Origin of the sequence: Streptomyces sp. AC558_RSS880 (assembly GCF_019049255.1) — a bacterium.
In the GTDB taxonomy this organism is placed as follows: domain Bacteria; phylum Actinomycetota; class Actinomycetes; order Streptomycetales; family Streptomycetaceae; genus Streptomyces.
Genome location: NZ_JAGMUJ010000031.1, coordinates 36666 through 53492, shown reverse-complemented (window position 1 = coordinate 53492; position 16827 = coordinate 36666). Strand labels below are relative to the sequence as shown.

At 70.8% G+C, this 16827-nt stretch carries 22 protein-coding genes, 1 tRNA gene and 1 pseudogene; 12 read left to right on the top strand and 12 right to left on the bottom strand.

The annotated features are described in order from the left end of the window. Positions 1-192 precede the first annotated feature (192 nt). The gene (locus KUM38_RS14125) at positions 193-1485 is read left to right on the top strand and encodes a M6 family metalloprotease domain-containing protein (RefSeq protein WP_217129703.1); all 1293 of its coding nucleotides are present in this window, start codon (positions 193-195) and stop codon (positions 1483-1485) included. Between the two features lie 163 nt (positions 1486-1648). Further along, on the top strand, positions 1649-1810 hold the full coding sequence (locus tag KUM38_RS14120) for a hypothetical protein (protein WP_217129702.1): 162 nt from the start codon (positions 1649-1651) through the stop codon (positions 1808-1810). Positions 1811-2324: 514 nt separating this feature from the next. On the opposite strand, the gene KUM38_RS14115 is transcribed toward KUM38_RS14120, so the two are convergent. From KUM38_RS14115 to KUM38_RS14100, 4 genes are read right to left on the bottom strand one after another with little or no spacing between them, the layout of a single operon-like run. Further along, positions 2325-3233, bottom strand: coding sequence for a fructosamine kinase family protein (locus tag KUM38_RS14115; RefSeq protein WP_217129701.1), 909 nt, complete (start codon positions 3231-3233; stop codon positions 2325-2327). Between the two features lie 22 nt (positions 3234-3255). Beyond that, positions 3256-3864 (bottom strand): hypothetical protein, encoded by a 609-nt coding sequence (locus KUM38_RS14110; protein WP_217129700.1) that lies wholly within the window; start codon positions 3862-3864, stop codon positions 3256-3258. Then, entirely contained in the window at positions 3836-5116 is a 1281-nt protein-coding gene (locus tag KUM38_RS14105) for an MFS transporter (protein ID WP_217129699.1), read from the bottom strand. The genes KUM38_RS14110 and KUM38_RS14105 overlap by 29 nt, the downstream gene beginning before the upstream one ends. Further along, positions 5113-5319 carry a hypothetical protein gene (locus KUM38_RS14100; protein ID WP_217129698.1) on the bottom strand — a complete coding sequence of 69 codons (207 nt, stop codon included), beginning with the start codon at positions 5317-5319 and terminating at the stop codon, positions 5113-5115. The genes KUM38_RS14105 and KUM38_RS14100 overlap by 4 nt, the downstream gene beginning before the upstream one ends. Before the next feature lie 1063 nt (positions 5320-6382). Between KUM38_RS14100 and KUM38_RS14095 the strand changes: the two genes are divergently transcribed. Next, a tRNA-Arg gene (locus KUM38_RS14095) sits at positions 6383-6458 on the top strand. Positions 6459-6513: 55 nt separating this feature from the next. On the opposite strand, the pseudogene KUM38_RS14090 reads toward KUM38_RS14095, so the two are convergent. Continuing rightward, positions 6514-6648 (bottom strand): annotated as a pseudogene (locus KUM38_RS14090) (site-specific integrase); the annotation flags it as partial. A 70-nt stretch (positions 6649-6718) separates the two neighbouring features. Between KUM38_RS14090 and KUM38_RS14085 the strand changes: the two are divergent. The 7 genes from KUM38_RS14085 to KUM38_RS14055 all read left to right on the top strand — a co-directional run bounded on the left by KUM38_RS14085 (position 6719) and on the right by KUM38_RS14055 (position 11117). Then, entirely contained in the window at positions 6719-7027 is a 309-nt protein-coding gene (locus tag KUM38_RS14085) for a transposase (RefSeq protein WP_217129697.1), read from the top strand. Then, complete coding sequence (locus tag KUM38_RS14080) at positions 7024-7362, top strand: hypothetical protein (RefSeq protein WP_217129696.1); 339 nt, start codon at positions 7024-7026, stop codon at positions 7360-7362. Before KUM38_RS14085 ends, KUM38_RS14080 begins: the two co-directional genes overlap by 4 nt. Positions 7363-7693: 331 nt before the next feature. Then, on the top strand, positions 7694-8206 hold the full coding sequence (locus KUM38_RS14075; protein WP_254397153.1) for a DUF5994 family protein: 513 nt from the start codon (positions 7694-7696) through the stop codon (positions 8204-8206). 123 nt (positions 8207-8329) lie between these two features. Then, positions 8330-9523: a PP2C family protein-serine/threonine phosphatase gene (locus KUM38_RS14070; protein ID WP_217129695.1), complete on the top strand. Its 1194-nt coding sequence runs from the start codon at positions 8330-8332 to the stop codon at positions 9521-9523. Positions 9524-9696: 173 nt separating this feature from the next. After that, the gene (locus KUM38_RS14065) at positions 9697-10401 is read left to right on the top strand and encodes a DUF5994 family protein (protein WP_217129694.1); all 705 of its coding nucleotides are present in this window, start codon (positions 9697-9699) and stop codon (positions 10399-10401) included. A gap of 10 nt (positions 10402-10411) precedes the next feature. Next, a complete protein-coding gene (locus KUM38_RS14060; protein ID WP_217129693.1) occupies positions 10412-10711 on the top strand; it encodes a hypothetical protein in 300 nt (99 codons plus the stop codon). Positions 10712-10730: 19 nt separating this feature from the next. After that, entirely contained in the window at positions 10731-11117 is a 387-nt protein-coding gene (locus KUM38_RS14055; protein ID WP_217129692.1) for an STAS domain-containing protein, read from the top strand. Here the strand turns inward: KUM38_RS14055 and KUM38_RS14050 are convergent. From KUM38_RS14050 to KUM38_RS14025, 6 genes are all read right to left on the bottom strand, one after another. After that, on the bottom strand, positions 11066-11236 hold the full coding sequence (locus tag KUM38_RS14050) for a hypothetical protein (protein ID WP_217129691.1): 171 nt from the start codon (positions 11234-11236) through the stop codon (positions 11066-11068). The two genes, KUM38_RS14055 and KUM38_RS14050, sit on opposite strands and share 52 nt — an antisense overlap. A gap of 161 nt (positions 11237-11397) precedes the next feature. Beyond that, positions 11398-11991: an alkaline shock response membrane anchor protein AmaP gene (gene amaP, locus KUM38_RS14045; RefSeq protein ID WP_217129690.1), complete on the bottom strand. Its 594-nt coding sequence runs from the start codon at positions 11989-11991 to the stop codon at positions 11398-11400. Between the two features lie 10 nt (positions 11992-12001). Further along, positions 12002-12700 (bottom strand): DUF6286 domain-containing protein, encoded by a 699-nt coding sequence (locus tag KUM38_RS14040; protein WP_217129689.1) that lies wholly within the window; start codon positions 12698-12700, stop codon positions 12002-12004. Continuing rightward, positions 12697-13143 carry an Asp23/Gls24 family envelope stress response protein gene (locus tag KUM38_RS14035; RefSeq protein WP_217129688.1) on the bottom strand — a complete coding sequence of 149 codons (447 nt, stop codon included), beginning with the start codon at positions 13141-13143 and terminating at the stop codon, positions 12697-12699. Before KUM38_RS14035 ends, KUM38_RS14040 begins: the two co-directional genes overlap by 4 nt. After that, complete coding sequence (locus KUM38_RS14030; RefSeq protein ID WP_217129687.1) at positions 13140-13367, bottom strand: hypothetical protein; 228 nt, start codon at positions 13365-13367, stop codon at positions 13140-13142. Before KUM38_RS14030 ends, KUM38_RS14035 begins: the two co-directional genes overlap by 4 nt. A gap of 38 nt (positions 13368-13405) precedes the next feature. Then, a complete protein-coding gene (locus KUM38_RS14025; protein WP_217129686.1) occupies positions 13406-13837 on the bottom strand; it encodes an Asp23/Gls24 family envelope stress response protein in 432 nt (143 codons plus the stop codon). A gap of 132 nt (positions 13838-13969) precedes the next feature. Here KUM38_RS14025 and KUM38_RS14020 point away from each other — a divergent pair, with 132 nt between their 5' ends. After that, entirely contained in the window at positions 13970-14755 is a 786-nt protein-coding gene (locus KUM38_RS14020) for a hypothetical protein (protein ID WP_217129685.1), read from the top strand. 314 nt (positions 14756-15069) lie between these two features. Further along, entirely contained in the window at positions 15070-16113 is a 1044-nt protein-coding gene (locus KUM38_RS14015; protein ID WP_217129684.1) for an acyl-CoA desaturase, read from the top strand. 155 nt (positions 16114-16268) lie between these two features. On the opposite strand, the gene KUM38_RS14010 is transcribed toward KUM38_RS14015, so the two are convergent. Continuing rightward, positions 16269-16751 (bottom strand): DUF5994 family protein, encoded by a 483-nt coding sequence (locus KUM38_RS14010; protein ID WP_254397152.1) that lies wholly within the window; start codon positions 16749-16751, stop codon positions 16269-16271. Positions 16752-16827 lie beyond the last annotated feature (76 nt).

Genomic DNA, 16827 nt, shown 5'->3' with positions numbered 1-16827 from the left:
GTTCAAACGGGGAAACGATCCCCGGTTATTTCCCACCCCCGGACTCTTTTCCTGTGACCCGCCTCACACCGCCCGGGTCGTACGGCCCCACGATCGGACCTCCCAACAGGCGCCCGCACACCCGGCGACGCAGGGTGATCGCAAGGGTGCAGTCGGAGACCGGCGGCTGCCGTGTGGAGCGGAGGTCCCCGCATGCAGCCGCAGCCGAGCCGACGCCGGATATCCCCGCGCCGGCTGGCCGCCCTGGCATCGGTGACCGCCCTGACCCTCGCGGTCAGCACCTCGGCCGGCAACGGCCGCCTCTCCCCCGCCCCCTCCCCCGCCGGCGCCGGCCCCAGCGCCCTGTCCCCCACCTCCGCGCACGGCCCCTGCACGATCACCGCGGACCGGGAGACCCAGATGTCCGAGGGCATCCCCACGGCTCCCGGCTACACCCGCTCCACCGGCACCGTCCGCGCCCTCACCCTGATGATCGACTTCTCCGACGCGCCCGGCGAGGGCGACGCCCTCGACCGCTACCGCGAGTTCTTCCCCCAGACCCGCCAGTGGTTCGCCACCAGCTCCTACGGCCGCCTCGACTACCGTCCCGAACTCCCCGTCCCCGACTGGATCCGGATGCCCAAGTCGTTCCGCGCGTACGGCATAGAGCGCGGCGCCCCCTTCGACCCCGGTTACCGCGAACTGGTCCGCGACATCGTGGCCGAGGCCGATCCCGAGGTGGACTTCCAGTCGTACGACCTGCTGAACGTGCTGGTGAGCCCCAACGCGGGCCCCGCCGCCCTCGACACGGTCCTGTCCGTGACCTTCGCCGGCAACAAGGAGGCCCCGAGCGCGGACGGCGTCCCCGTCGCCAACGCGTCCTTCGTCTACTCCCGCCAGGACGACGGCTCCGGCTCCTACGACCGCACCGGCTACCGCGTACTGCCGCACGAGAACGGCCACGTCTTCGGCCTGCCCGACCTCTACACCGCCGAGGGCGGCGGGGCGGTCGGCCACTGGGACATCATGAGCGAGGACTGGGGCGCCAACAACGACTTCCTCGCCTGGCACAAGTGGAAGCTGGGCTGGCTGGACGCGTCCCAGGTCGGCTGCGCGACGGACCCGGGCACACGGGAGTACGTCCTCACCCCCCTCGCCCTGACAGGCGGCCCGAAACTCGTCTTCATCCCCCTGAACGGCCACTCCGGCTACGCCGTCGAACTGCGCACCCGCGCCGGCAACGACGAGGCGGTGTGCCGCCCCGGCGTCCTCGTCTACCGCGTCGACGCGAACGTGGACACCGGCATGGGCCCGATCACCGTCCACGACTCCCGCCGCGACAGCGGCGGCTGCACCCGCTCCCCCAACGTCCACGCGGAACTCTCGGACGCGACGTTCACACCGGGCGAGACCTTCGTGGACCGCCGGGCGGGCATCCGGGTGACGGTGACGGCGGCGGAGGCGGAGGAGTACCGGGTACGGGTGACCCGTACGGCACAGGGCTGATCCCCGGCGCGACGGAAGCCGGGCTTCTCGACGCCGACACCCCGACACCAGAGAGGACGCGACGTGACACGACACGACCGGCGACAACCGCCGGACCGCGCCCCTCGAACCGGTTCCAACTGAGACGCTTCGTACGGCAGTTACGCATCGACAGGGGAGCTTCATGGCGGAGACACAGCCGGCAGCCCCGAAGTCCGGGACGACGGAGGTGCCCAGGGGACGGACCCGATGGGGGACGGTCGCCGCGATCCTCGGGGTCCCGTCACTGGCAGTGACCGGATTCCTGACCCTGATGGCACTCTGGGTGCTGTTCGGCGCATCCTGACGCGGGCCGCACGGCCGCCGATGCGAAGGGGGCCTCCGCGGCAGACGAGACGACGACACCGACCGGTGCTCCGCCCACCCGGCAAACCGTCACACCGCACACCGTCCACGGCACGGGCACCCGTCGAACACGGTGTGGCACGGTTCGACATCGTGGCGGATCTTCCGTCACGCCCGCCGCGGCCCGAACCGCACGACGTCAATCGCCGGAGTCGTCCTCACTCCTGAGCAGCACCGCTGAAGAGGCCCACTGTAATGGGCGTGACTTTACGCTTCGTTTCCGTGGTGGGCGACGACATTTCTTCGCTGCCCTGTTCCTTGAGTCATTACGGGGAGCCGGGAGTCGAAAGCTTCCATGTGGTACACCACGTCGAAAGCCGCACGAACCCGACTTTGTCGAAGGGGTCTTTCTCAACCAGGTCAGCGCCGACGGCCGGCTCACCGACCCGCTGCCGTACGGCGCGGAGCCGCTGTGGCGCCAGTATCCGGGCAGGGGGTCGGCGGTGGCACGCCGGTCACACCGTCGCCGGGCCGCCGTCCCGCCGGAACGGGGCGATGATCTTCCTTACGGCCTCCGCGGCTCCCCAGTCGTCGTCGTCATGGGCGATGACACTCAGGAGTTCCCGGAGATGGAAGAGGTCCATCCGGTCCCGCCAGCCGTCGTCGATCCCGGTGATCTCCTCGTACACGGCGAAGAAGCGATCCGAGGCGGGTGGGCGCGGGGAGCACCACAGCATGCTGAGGTCGATCTCCGGCCAGTTGCAGGACACGGCGGGGTCGATGAGCACGGGCGCGCCGTCGGCGGTGGCGACGATGTTCTCCTGCCACAGATCGCCGTGCGTCAGGCACGGGGGCCGGTCCGGCACGAGCTCGGGCAGGGCCGCGCAGAGCCGCTCCAGGGCCTGCCGCTCCGCGGCGTCGAAGGCCGCCTCGACCAAGGGCTCCGACAGCCAGCGCAGGATGCGCCGCTCCGCGAGGAACGCGTGGCCGTCGCCGTCCCAGGTGTTGTCCTGGCGCAGTCGGCCCAGCCAGCCCGGACGGTGCCAGCCGAACCGCTCGGCGGTCGTGGAGGTGTGCAGGCCGGCGACCGTGTGGGCGAGCCGCTCCCAGAAACGCTCGTCGTCGCGGCGCGGCTGCATCTTCTCCAGCACGAGCAGCCGGGGGGAGGCGTACAGCACTTCCGGCGTGATCGCCCCGCCGGTTTCGCGGAGCTCCGTCAGGCCGATGGCTTCGACGGGGAAAATGTCCCGGTCCGGCCCGAGAAGCGTTTTCGCGAATACCTGGGAATCGTCCTCGAGGGTCACCAGCCCGGCAATTGCGACCACTCCGCCAGTGGCTTTCTCCGCCTTTTCGGCCGCGTATCCAGCTTCACGGAGACGCTTGACGAGTATCTCTTCCTCGGACACCCGGAAATCACACCACATTTTCCTCGCACACACCAGGGACTCATTCCGGCCGGTTCGTCGGCAGCCGCGGGCCTGAAGCGTGTACAACTCCGCGTAGAGACCGCCGCGACACAGCAGTGTGGCGTGGCCCTCGGCTTCCGCTGTCCGGCCCCTCGATCACGACGACGAGGTCGTCCGTTCCCACCGTCGAGAAATGGTGAGAAACCAGCAGCATGATCCCGTCGTCGGCCGCCGGCCGCCGGCCTTTCGGCTTGAGCTGCATAACGCTGGGAAAGGGCGTGTTCCGCCTCGGCGTCGAGGGCGGCGGCCGGCCGTCCGGAACCATCAGAAGCGGCCCGTCCTGCATGGACGCGCGGCCGAGCGCCAATTTCTGCCACCGGCCGCCGAAGAGTTCCGCTCCGTCGGTGCGGCTCCTGTCGAGCCGGGTGGCCGGCCCTTCCGGCAGCACGGCGTTGTGCAGGACGAACGCGGTGTCGTGCGCCTCGTCCAGTTCGTTCGCCGTGCCCCATCGGGGCCGCCACCCGGACTCGGCGAGGCAGGGCAGCTCGCTGCGGACGGCCTCACCGACCCCGCCCGGCTCGCCGGTGGTGCTGACATGGAGGATCGCGGCCCATCCGGGTTCATGCGCCGCTCTTCTTCGGCTCGGCATACAGGACACGTGCGGGGAACGCCCTCTCGCAGGCGACGAAGCCCAGTCCGCCGAGTGCGACGAGTACGCCCAGTACCAGCCACAGAGCCAGGCTGTTCCACTGCAGGAGCACCCCGACGACGGCGGGACCGACGACGCCGGAGACGGTCCACGACATCTGGAAGACCGACGAGTACCTGCCGCGCAGCGGCACCGGTGCGGCCTCCATCGACAGCGACTGGGCCGGCGGTCCGGCGGACATCTCGCCGACGGAGAAGAGCATGATGCCGACCAGCGCGAGCCCCGTCGCGACCACCCGGGAGCTGCTGCCCGCGCCCGCGAACACGGCGAAGGCGAGCAGGAAGGCACAGGCCCCGACCAGCACCGCCCGGGTGCGCCGCAGGACTGCCAGGGAACGCGAGACGACCGTCTGGAACAGCACGGTCATGGCCGTGTTCACCGCGAACGCCACGGAGGGCACCCACGCGGGCAGGCCCAGCGTGTCGACGAAGTAAACCGGCAGCACGACGCCGGGCAGCAGCCACGCCACGGTCAGTGCGGTGTGCGCCACGGTCATCACGACGTACGGGCGGTCTCCCAGGACCACGCGCCATCCTCCGGGCCCGGCCGCCGGTTCCGCGTCCGGGACCCCGGCGCCGTCCGCATCGCCCGCGGCGGCCCGCGGGTTCATGCGCAGCCGGAAGAACACCGCGGCCGACAGGAAGGAGGCGGCCACGGCGACGACCAGGATCGCCCGGAGCGTGCCGACGTCACCGGCGGCGAGGGCGACGGCGGCGGTCACCGCGCCGAGGCCGAGGGCAGCGCTCTTGAAGGCGTTGACGACTGCGAACCAGCGGTCCAGCGTCTCCCCCTCGGCGACCTGTTCTGCGATGAACACCGGCCAGCCGACCCAGTACAGGCGCTGCGAGAAGGAGATGAACGCGACCGCCGCGACCAGCTGGAACCAGCCGTGGATGTCGACGAGTCCCAGGTAGCCGAGTCCGCAGCACACGTTGGCCAGCACGAGGGTCCGCTGGGCACCCCAGCGGTCGGCCGCACTGCCGGCCACGGGATTCAGCACCAGGGCGACGAGGCCGCCCCCGGTCAGGATCAGGCCGATCTGCGCGACCGGCAGATCAGTGCTGAGCGTGAGGTAGAGGAACGTGAGGGGGTAGAAGGCCCCGGCGGCGATCGTGTCCACGAGCAGGACGCCGAGCATGATCTTCCGCTGGGAGGTGTCGGCCAGTGGTCTCCGCGCGGCCGTTCCGGTCACCGCGGGCCGTTCCCGCCGGAGAAGGCGACCCGCACCGCGCCGCCGATCCGACGGGTCTCGCCGAGGGGGTCGCCGGACCAGTGTTGCCATAGTCCGCGCAGCCGGGATGTGATCACCGCGAGGTAGGCGGAGCCCGGTTCGGGCATGGTGGTTGACGAAGGCCGCTCCTGATCGCCTTTCACCGCAGGCGTGACCTGGGTCATCTGTGGTTCCTTTCTCACAGAACGGCGTTGCGTGCATCTCGTGCGTGAGTGAGCTCATGCCGTCCCGACGGTCACCGCGTGGAAGCGAGGGTGACCGCGAGATGGCATGAGCGGCTGTGCTGTGCATGCACCGACGCCACGGGCATGCGCGGCCTGGAGGCGAACCGCGTCATCGGCCGGCCTGGATCGGGGCGCACACCGGTGCTCACCAGAACTGCTGAGGGCTCGTCCCGTACGGACCGGGCCGGTACCGACGCATGACGGTGACGGTCAGGGGCAACGAACGGACGCGCTTCTGAGGCGTGGCGTCACTCTGCTGACAACGGTCGTCAGGGGACCGTGGGAAAGCCGGTCAGGGACAAGCGCGTCCATGCCCGGCGCATACAGAAACCTACGGTGTCGAGATGATCGTGATGTTCCGGTACGGCCATGACAGCGTTCAATTCCCCCGTCGACAACCAGAAGTGACGCGACGTCAATACACAGGTTCCGATACGGACAGACACAGAGCGTGCTGCCCCCCGCCATCTGCGGCTTGGGAGCGCTCCCACAAGCCTGGCATGGTCGTTGGCCCGCGTCAACAGATCTTGTTCAGGCCTCCGTTCGACCGGCCCGGCGGGTGAAGCTCTCGAACCCGGGGTCGCCGTGTCCGACCTGAGCTACGGCGACGCGGCCGGACTCCTCGGTCCGCATGGCGCGACCACCTGGCCGTCGAGCCTGCCGGAAGCCGCCTCATCTCCTACGGCGCCGAAGCCCGGAAACCGCACACCCTCCGGCTTCCCCCTCGCCCAGAACTCCACCAGCCGCGCCCTCCACGAAGGAGCCACCCCCTCTGCCGACCCCACCACCCGACGGCTCCACGATCAACCCACCACACCAGCGCCCGTCCGAGCTCCGATCCGGTACGCTGTGGATCGAGCGCCTTGGCGGCCGCTGCCGCATGACACCCGGGCCCCGCCCAACCCACGCGGCAGTCTGTCGGCTACAGGACGCTCAGGGCTTGACAGAGAGACCTCGCCACGGGCACTCCACCGAGTTCCGCGCAAGGTTTCGATCAAGCCCCGCCTTCGTAGCTCAGGGGATAGAGCACCGCTCTCCTAAAGCGGGTGTCGCAGGTTCGAATCCTGCCGGGGGCACCAGGCAAAAGGCCCCGGACCGATCTTGGTCCGGGGCCTTTGGCATCAACGCGGGCGGTCACTCACGCTCAGGGCTACCGGGGCGCCGCTTCCTGAGCAACCGGTCCATGTGGCTCATGGCCTCGCGCTGCGTGTCCTGCACGACGTGCGTGTAGACGTCCATGGTGATGCTGATCTGTGAGTGGCCCAGGATGGGGTCTGATGCACGGTCGGGTGACATCTGAACTGGCTTTCCCTGCGGGGCGGGTGGGAAGGGTGTCGTTGTGCCCAAGCCCTGTCCGGAAGAGTTCCGCCAGGACGTCGTGCGGGTCGCGGGGAACCGCGGGCCGGGTGTGACGGTCGAGCAGGTGGCCACCGATTTCGGGGTCCACCCGATGACGTTGTGGAAGTGGATGCGCCGGGCGGACATCGATGACGGGGCCAAGGCCGGGGTGACCAGCCAGGAGAGCGCCGAGCTTCGGGAAGCGCGGCGGCGGATCAAGCTGCTGGAGCAGGAGAACGAGGTCCTGCGGCGGGCCGCGGCCTATCTGTCGCAGGCGCATCTGCCGGGAAAAGGATCTACCCGCTCGTGAAGGAGCCAGCCGGGGACGGGATGCCCGTCACGGTCGCGTGCCGGGTGCTGAAGCTCGCCAGGCAGCCCTGCTACCGCTGGCTCGACAAGCCGGTGACCGGTGCCCTGCCGGAGGAGGTGCATCGCGCGAACGCGCTGTTCGACGCGCACCATGACGACCCGGAGTTCGGCCACCGCTTCCTGGCCGACGAAGCGCGCGGTTCGTCGTCCTCACCCAGGTCGTGGCCCATCCGCACACTCAGCACCGCGATATCGCCCGCCGCCTGCAACAACGTCTGCTCACAGACCTGCACTCCTCCCTCGGGGGGCATCCTGGGGCCGGCAGAACCTGGGTGAGGTCGTCGGGCTGCCCGGCCCCGTCGCCCCCTGTGTGTTGACCCTGTCTTCCGAAGGGCAGCCCTCGGCACGCCGATGATGTGGCAGAGGAGCGATGAGCCGGCGGTCGTACCCGGCCGGGGCCGTCACCCACCCGTCGTCCGCCGTACGGACGTGTCCCGACGCGATGGCTGTCTGCCTCCCCACGCGATGGCCGCGCGCCACGCCGCTTGCCACGGCCGGGAGTAGCCTGACAGGTACCGAGAACTGTCGGGCGCACGACCACGGCGGCGCCGTTCCCGGCGAGTAACAGACACGGGCAGCCGGAAACCGCCCGGATCGGGATCGCACGATGAACGCCATCACCAAGCCCGCCGAAGGTACGGCCCCAGGTGACGGACACTCCTACCGGATGCCCTTGCCCCGGCTGCGCCTCACGCCGGATGTCAGCCATGGCCCGCTGGACGGCGCATGGTGGCCGCGCTGCGACGCACTGGAACTGGAGCTGCCCGCGCTGGTCGGCTCCTTGGATCCGAGCATCGGCACCGTCACGCGCGTGACCGTGGGGACCGCCGCCTGGCCCGATGCCCCGCAGGAGGTGATGGCACCGGGGCATGTGATCGAGGTGGCCCTGAGCGACGGGGCCGCCGAGACGCATGCCATCACCGTGGACTGCGGCACCGTGGGGCGCTGGGAACTGCTCGTGGTCCCACCGGACGAACCGGCCGAAACGGCAGCCCTGCTGCTGACCGCCGCCTCCGACCCCGAGAACCCCTTGTCGGCCCCGCGCCTGCTGGCACTCGCCGAGAGCGGCCTAGACGGACAAGACACGTGGGAGTCGGAAGGAGGAGCCGGACCCAGGTAAGCAGCCCGACCCGGCCTGCCACGCGTGGCCGGCGGGCCCGGGCATCCACGACCCCTTGATGGAGCCATGGCACCGACAGAACCTTTGTCATACCGGCCCGCCCTGACCATGGCGGGTGAGGGGATGACGGCAGGACGGCGCGCGGACCGCTCCGAGAGCTTCGGGGAAGCTCTCCTCGGAGAGATCCTCGACAGCGCGCACGAATTGCCGCCCCATCTCATCGGGCCCCTGGTCGCTGACGTGGTGGAGCGGCTCGGTGGCCGCCGACCGCAGGTGCTGTTGCAGGACTACGGCCAGCTGCTGCTCGTACCGCTGCCCGGTGAGGGCCTCACGGGCGGGGAACCTCAGGTGATCGACGACTCCGAGGCGGGCCGCTGCTTCCTCGACGCGGTCCCCGTGGAGGTGCGCCAGGAGGACGGCGTCCGGGTCCACCTGCCCCTGCTGGACGGCGGTGACCAGGTGGGGGTCATGGCGGTGACGCTGGACGGCGTCGACGACCACGACCGCCGCCTGTTGCTCAGAATCTCCGGCCTGGTGGCCGACCTGCTGGTGACCAAGCACGGCTACTCCGACCTGTTCTTCGGTGTCCGACGCGGTGAGGCGATGAGCGTCGCCGCGGAGATCCAGTGGTCGCTGCTGCCACCGCTCGCGATGATCATGCCCAGGGTCGCCGTGGCGGGGATCCTGGAACCCGCCTACGACGTGGGCGGCGACAGCTTCGACTACGCGCTCAACGACGACGTCCTCCACGTGACCATGATCGACGCGATGGGCCACGGACTGGACGCGGCCACGATGGCCACCGTGGCCATCGGCGCCTACCGCCACGCCCGCCGCGCCGGCATCGGACTGCCGGAGATCTACGACTTCATGGACCGCGCCGTGGCAGAGCAGTTCGGTCCCGAGCACTTCGTCACCGCACAGATGATGCAGCTGGACACGACGACGGGACGGGTGCAGTGGATCAACGCAGGGCACCCGCCGCCGATCCTCGTCCGCGACCACCGCGTCGCACAGCGTCTGGCCGCCCCGACGACCCTTCCCGTCGGCCTGGGTGGTTCGGTGCCCCGGATCAGCGAGCTGGGGCTGGTGCGCGGGGACCGCGTCCTCTGTTTCACCGACGGAGTGGTCGAGGAGCACAAGAGCGGTGGGGAGGAGTTCGGGGAGGACCAGCTGATCGACTGCGTGAACCGACTGGAGAGGACCGGGCGCGGCATCCGGGCGGTGACGCGATCCCTGTCCCACACGCTCAAGCAGGCGAGGGGCGGACGGACCAGCGATGACGCGACCCTGCTCATGGTGGAGTGGCGCGGCTGACCTCTCGCCCCCGCCGTCCGACACCGTTGTGCCGACCGCGCCCGGCGGCGACGGCCCTGCAGCCCGAAGGACGGGGACCCCCGGCACGCGCTGAGGCACTGCCGGGAGATCATCCGGCCGGTACTCCACTCCATGTGACCGCTGCTCCGCGCCGCGACGAAACGCGGAGTAGTGTGGACAGTACCGAGGGCATCTCGCACACCGGCTTCCACGCCGGGTCGTCCCCGGCGAAAGATGAAACCCGCGCCGCCGCAGAGGCGGCCCGGAGACGGGTCCGCATCATGTCGGCGACCTTGCTTCCGACCCTGCCGCACGCCGAGCCCGTCGCAGCCCCGGCCGCGCGTCTCGTACTGAAGACCGACGGCACCTCCCGGGGACTCCTGGACGGAGCCTGGTGGCCTCGGTCCTGGGATCTGCTGAGCGAACTGCCGGCGCTCACGGACGTGTTGGATCCCCTGTGGGGCCGCATCACCCGCATCGCCGTCAACCCGGAGCACTGGCCGGTCATCCCCCGCGAAATTCCCGTGGACGGGCACATCGTCAAGGTCGGCTGGTTCACCCCGGAGATCGACCCGCACAAGCTGCTGCTGCTCTCCTACGGCACCGGCCGCTGGGATCTCCTCATCGTTCCGCCCGAGACCGGGGCGGAGTCGGCGGCCCGGCTGATGGCTGCCGCGTCCGAGTACGACGGCCCGCCCCTGACCGCGAGCGCGCTCATCGCCGCGGACGAGGCCCGGCACGGCGTCCTGGCGGCCGGCCAGTCACTGGGCCCGGACGAGGCAGGGGAGTACGAGGGCGGCGCCTCCGCGGTGTCCGTAGCCGTTCCCCAACGGACCGGCCCGCCCGGCTGGGCCAGCCGACTGATCATCGGTATGTGAGGTGGCCGCCATGAACGCCTTCCTGACAGCCACCGCCTTCGTGGTCCTCATCGCAGCGGCGGCGTACGTGATCCACCGGCTCGACCTCCAGCACGCCGACAGGATCGCCGCGTACCGGTACAGCGCCCCCCGGCCCGGCCGCCGCGGCCGCTGCGTGCCGCAGCCGTACCACGCACCACGGGTGATCATCCGGCCGCCCGGCCGCGCCTCGGAACCGTCGGCTCAGTCCGCGGCGACGCGTGCCCGGGGCGTACATCCGGGCCCCGGACCGGGCGGGGAGCGGCCGGGACCCGTGGACCGAGGCATCTGAACATCCGAACCGAGGCGTCATGACTTTTCCGCAGCTGAACATCTACCGGCACGACCGGGACAGGCGGGCACTGGTCACCCTGGCCGGTGTGATCGACCCCGTCACCGCGCCCCGGGTGCGCGCCGCTCTGGAGCGGTGCCTGCAGGACGGCATCGCCCTCATCGACGTCGATCTGACCACCGTCGACCGCTGTGACAGCAGCGGCCTGCGCGTCTTCCTCGACGTGTCACGGCACGCCGCCGAGACCCACGCGTCCCTGCGGCTGCACCACCCCTCCCCGCAGACCGAACGACTGCTCATGGACACGGGCTCCGACCGTCTGCTCCGTGTGACGAGGCCGGGAGGGGCGCGGCCTCAGCGGGCCGGGCGCCGAGGAGATCGCCACGCGGAGCGGGCCGCCAGGTAGAGCAGATCGGCGATGAGGAGCAGTACACCGGCGGAGGACAGATAGAGCATGCCGTCGACGCCCGCCCCGATGGCGATCAGAGCGATTCCGGCGACGAGCAGGGTCAGGAAGAGGACCATGGCGGGATGCCTCCCTTGAGGGAAACCGCGGCGTGGATGGCTCCGGGGCAGTCGTGAAGACCTGCGCTGCGGGCCAGATCCCCCTCTCCCTTGGGGGCCAGGTCTCCCTCCCCCCTCAGAGGGGCTGACCGGGTCCCCCGTCGGGAGTCCGGCCCCGGGGATCAGTCGGCGCGTCGTGCGTGGTGGCGGACTTCTTTGAGTCGGACCTTCGAGGGGAGGCTGTCCAGGCCGGCCGAGTCCCGCGCGTGCGCGAGTGTTTCCCGGCTCAGTCGCCCCAGCGTCCGCGCCGGATCGGCGTGCGGCTCCAACACCAGCCGTACGCGCGCGGCCGGAGCGGTGCTTCGGCCCGTCAGTCGTACCTGGGCCCGTGCGACCCCGTCCAGGTCCCGCGCCTCTGCCTCGATCACGTCCTCCAGTGCACGGCCGTCGAGCCGGGCCGCCGCGCCGTCCCCGCTTCCGACGAGGACGCCGCCCAGGCGGTGCCTGCGCTGGGCGAGGAGCCACCACAGCAGCAGGACCAGCAGCACGGCGAGCACCGCGATGACGCTCGGCCACCACCAGCCTTCCTCCCGCCACCGGGTGCGTCCCTCGGTGCCCAGCACCACGTCGTCGGGCCCGCGGAAGGGCCACCAGCCCGGCATGCCGAAGTCCCAGCGGTGCGGCAGGTCCAGCCCGCCCAGCAGCACGCCGCCGCCCAGGGCGAACAGTCCGAGGCCGAGAAGCCCCAGCAGCACCCGGTTCACCGTCCTGAGCATCGGGATCACCTCAGCCCTTCTTCGGACGCCGGACGCGCACGGTCAGCGTGGGCTGCCGGGCGAGACCCAGGAACGTCACGGCTTCGCCCAGCGTGGCGTCCAGGTCCGCGCGGACCTCCTCGAGATCGCGGAAATGAGCGCGCGCCCGGGCCTTGACCTTCCGGCGGCCGACGGAGACCTGTGCCGACTGGACACCGGGCACCCGCACGGCCCGGTCACGCAGAACCAGGCCGGCCGCGCGGCGGTCGAGCCCGGCGCGCACCTCCCTTTTCCCGGGGATGCCGACGGGCTGCCGCATGGGCAGCAGCCTGCGCAGTCCCGGCGTCACCGCCAGCAGGAAAAGCCACAGGCCGAGGGCCATCGCGACCGCGGCCCCGACGATCATCCAGACGTCGTCCAGTGGTCGGGTGGCCAGTTCCTCGGCGAGCCGCCGCCGCCAGCGCATCGCGGACCGGCCTGCACGGACAGAGACCACGTCGTACAGGAGCAGTCCGGTGGCCGCGGCGGACAACAGGGCCACCAAGGCGGCGGGAACCCGCCGCGTCGACCAGAAACGGCGCATCCGCCGGTCCGATGCCTCGACCGCCGGTGTCGAGTCGGCTGTGGTCGGGTCCTTGCCCCGACTACCGTCCGCGGACGGGTCCGCCTTTCCGGGTCCGGGGGGAAGGTCGCTGTCACCGGCCGGCCGCCGACGGGTGTTCGCGCTCATCTCACCCTCTCCTCGCCCGCGTGCCGCGTATGCGCCGAGTGCAGTCGCCCGACCGACACCACGAGATGTGACACGTCCATGCCGGACCATGTCCTGAGCCGTTCGATGACCTCCCTGCGCACGGCGGCGCACTGTGCCCCGATGTCGGACGGATAGCCGAGCTCGACGGTGATGCGCAGCCGTGCCTCGCCGACCGCCGCCTGCCGTCCGGCGGCGGACTCGCCGTCCCGTCCTGCGGTCTGCCGCTCCGGTGCCCGCCGCACGGAGGTGGTCACGTGGGGCGTCCGGCGGCCCGGCGGTACGTGGCCGACCGACTCGGGGAACCGGCTCAGCGCCTCGCGCGCCACGTGGGAAGCGATCTTCGCAACGACCCGGTCGGCGACGGCGATCGCTCCGCGCTCCCCGCCGGCGATGCCCGGACGCCGATCGGCTTCACCGGTCACTGCCGCCAGTCTCCCCGAGCCCGTCGCCGGTCATCGCGGATCCGCTCCTGCCGGTCCCGGCGGCGGACGAAGTCGCCCGGTTCGAGATCGCCTTCCATGAACCGCCCGACCACGAGACCGACGGCGCCCAGCCCGAGAACCAGCAGGAACGCCCAGAAGTCACCGAAATACGCGGCGAAACCCAGCGCCATCCCGGCCATCAGGCCCACCACGGCTCTGCTCATCACGCGCTCCTTCGCTCACGCGGGCTGCTGCGCCCCGGCTACTGGATCCGCTGCCGTTCTTCCCCTTCGTCCTCCTCGTCGGGGAGCTTCACATCGCTGACCGTGATGTTGACTTCGACGACCTCGCGATCCGCCATCCGCTCCACCGCGGAGATCACGCTCTCCCTCACCTCACCGGCCACGTCCGTGATCGAGACGCCGTAGTCGACGACGATCTCCAGGTCGATGGCCGCCTGCAGCTCTCCGACCTCGACGCTGACCCCGCGGGTGACGGACTTGCCGCTGCCGGCGCCGGGCATCCGCTCCCGCATGGTCCCCATCGAGCGGGCGAAACCGCTGCCCAGGGCATGGACGCCGGGCACGTCCCGTGCCGCCATTCCGGCGATCTTCTCCACCACCACATCGGCGACCGTCGTCCGGCCACGAGAAGCGGGAGCGCCACCGCGCCTTGCACCGGTGTTCTCGGTCATCGGGATATTCCTCCCTCAGAGGTCCACATGGTCCTCATTTGCCCGATTATATTCACTTAGTGTGCATTGTGGGATTTGAACGCTGCGAGGCACGGGGGTCCGACAAGTCGCCTGAGAGAGGGGGAGAGGCCGGTGAAGACCGAAGCAGGGACGCAGGCGGTACGGCACCGGTTCGGCCAGGGTCGGCTGCTCCCGCTGGGCGGGCCCGCCGACGGGACATGGATCACCGAGCAAGCGGCCGTCCAGGCCCTCGGGCGGGCCGCGAACGAGATCCCCGGGGTGCGGCTGGAGTCTCTGCGCATCGGGCCGGCGCCGCTCGAATCCGTGTCCGAGCCGGCCGTCCGTCCGCCGGCCGGCGCGATGCCGCCGGGCCCGCTCAGGATCGAAGCCGCCTTTTCGGCATCACTCGGGGAGCCACTGCCCGAAACCGCCGACCAGTTGAGGAGCAGACTGCTGGACGCGGCCGCTCGACGGCTCGGCCTGGCCACCGTGACGGCCGACCTGCGCGTCACGGATGTCCATGAGGTCCCGCAGACAGGTACGAAGGAGCGGACCGTTGCGAGATCCATGAGGCTCACGCCGCACAGCACAGCCGCGGCAACGACCGCAGCCGCACGGAGCTCGCTCCCCGTGACCGGACCGGGCTCCCCGCGAGGGCCCGTCGGGGATCCGGCGGACGTCGCAACGGGTGTTCCGGGCGTCGCCGGCCTCACCACCGTGCTGGGGAGCCGCCCGGTCAAGATGGAGGACCATGCCGACCCACCCGGCCGGCGTGTCGAGGTCCACCTCGCGGTCGCCCCCGGACACCACCCCCTGGAAGTCGCGCGCGCCGTCCGGGCCGCCGTGGCCGACGCGGCGGCCACCGGCGCCCCGGGCCCGGTCACCGTTGCCGTCCTCATCACCGAGACCGCGGCGTGACCGGCCAGGCGTCGAGCGCTCATCAGCCGTCAGCGGATCCGCTTCACCGGCCGGAGTCGGTTCCGCCGGCGTGCACGCGGACCGCTCCGGAGGCCCCGTCCGACACGGTGTGAGACGCCCGCGGCGGGGTACCCACGAGAAACAGAGGGCCTGCGCAGCAGCCGCTGACGGACGAAGCAGACGCCTCCCAGCTCCGTGGCCGCGTGATGTGTCCGCAACCACGGAGGACGAAAGGCCCTGCCTGCGGACCGGTCCCAGCGGCTCCCGGGGCGGCGCCGAGCCAACCGGCCTTCCTCGGAGAGAGTTTCACCATCATGAGCAGTAACACCACGGTCCGACCCCCGCCCTCGGAGGCGTCCGGGAGTGACTTCGCCCGCCTGTCGAGAAAGATCGCCGCCGCCGGGCTGCTGGGGCGCCGTCCCGGCTACTACGCGCTGCGGACCACGGTGGTGGCCGGGCTCTACGTCAGTGGGTGGGCCGCCGTCGCGCTCATCGGCGACAGTTGGTGGACTCTGGCGGTCGCCGCCTTCCTTGGCGTCGTCTTCGGCCAGGTCGCCCTGCTCGCCCATGACGCGGCGCACCGCCAGGTGTTCCGCCGACGCCGGGCCAGCGAGGTGGCCGGACGGATCGCCGGTGCCGGTATCGGGATGGGCTACGGCTGGTGGCAGGACAAGCACACCCGCCACCACGCCAACCCCAACCACGAGGAACTCGACCCCGACCTCGACCCCGACCTGCTGGTCTGGTCCCAGGACCAGGCGCGGGCCGCCAAGGGGCTCCCCCGCCTGATCGGCCGCTGGCAGGCGTTCCTGTTCTTCCCGCTCCTCACCCTGGAGGGCTTCAACCTGCACGTGTCGAGCGTGAAGGCACTGGCCAATCGTTCGCTCAAGCACCGCACGCTCGACGGCGTCCTGCTGTTCGCGCACTTCGTGCTCTACCTGACCGTGCTGCTGTGGCTGCTGCCGCCCGGCATGGCGATCGCCTTCCTCGCCGTCCACCAGTGCCTGTTCGGCGTCTACCTGGGCTCCCTCTTCGCGCCCAACCACAAGGGCATGCCGATCCTGACAGGCGAGGACCGCCCGGACTTCCTCCGTCGCCAGGTGCTCACCTCACGCAACGTGCGCGGCGGCAGGCTCACCGACATCGCACTGGGCGGGCTGAACCACCAGATCGAGCACCACCTGTTCCCCAGCATGCCCAGCCCCAACCTGCGCAGGGCCCGGACCATCGTGCGGCGCCACTGCCAGGAACTGGGTGTGGACTACGTGGAAACCGGGTTGATCGCCTCCTACCGGTTGGCCCTCGCCAGTCTCCACCGGGCCGGAGCACCGCTCCGGCACGCACGTGTCCCCATCTGAGAGCCCTGCCGGAGCCGTCGGAGGCCGTGATGTGGTCACCGTCGACACGCCTTGGTCCGCGCGGAGCACCGCGAAGAGCACGACGGCTGCAGTGGCGCGGCTGACCTCGCCCCGCCGTCCGACACCGTTGCGCCGTCGAGCCCGGCGGTGACCCGTCAGCCCGACGAACCGCGCCCGCTCCCGGTGTCGATGAGGATCTGTTCCGCCTGGCTGATGTTGTCCGCCCGGACCGCCTGGGCCATCGCGGTGCGGGCGGCGTCCGGTGCCGCGTCCGGCGGGACCACCAGGAACGAGAAGATGTCCCGGTCGCCCCGGGTGATCAGGACCGTGTCGTCACCGACCGGGAAGGAACCGATGTGCACCACGCGGTCGTCCACGAGGATGCGCGTCGGGAGACCTTCCCGAGCTGCGGTGTCCAGCCCCACGCGGGTCACGGGGCCGAGGTGGGCGATGAGGGCACTCAGCAGCGCGGGCAGCTCGGCGCCCATGTCGCGCGAGCGCGGCCACCACGCACCATCGAGGACACCTTCACGTGATGCGGTCGTCTCCAGCCGGAGAAGCGCACAACCCGGCCGCACGGTCTCGTGGACACCGCTGGGCAGACGCCGGGGAACAGGAGGTGTGTCCGAGCTGGTCATGAGGACCACCCGTCTGTAGGGCAGGTGCGACAACGGGACCGCCTCGCACCTGCCACGCCACTCCTGGTGCCACGCG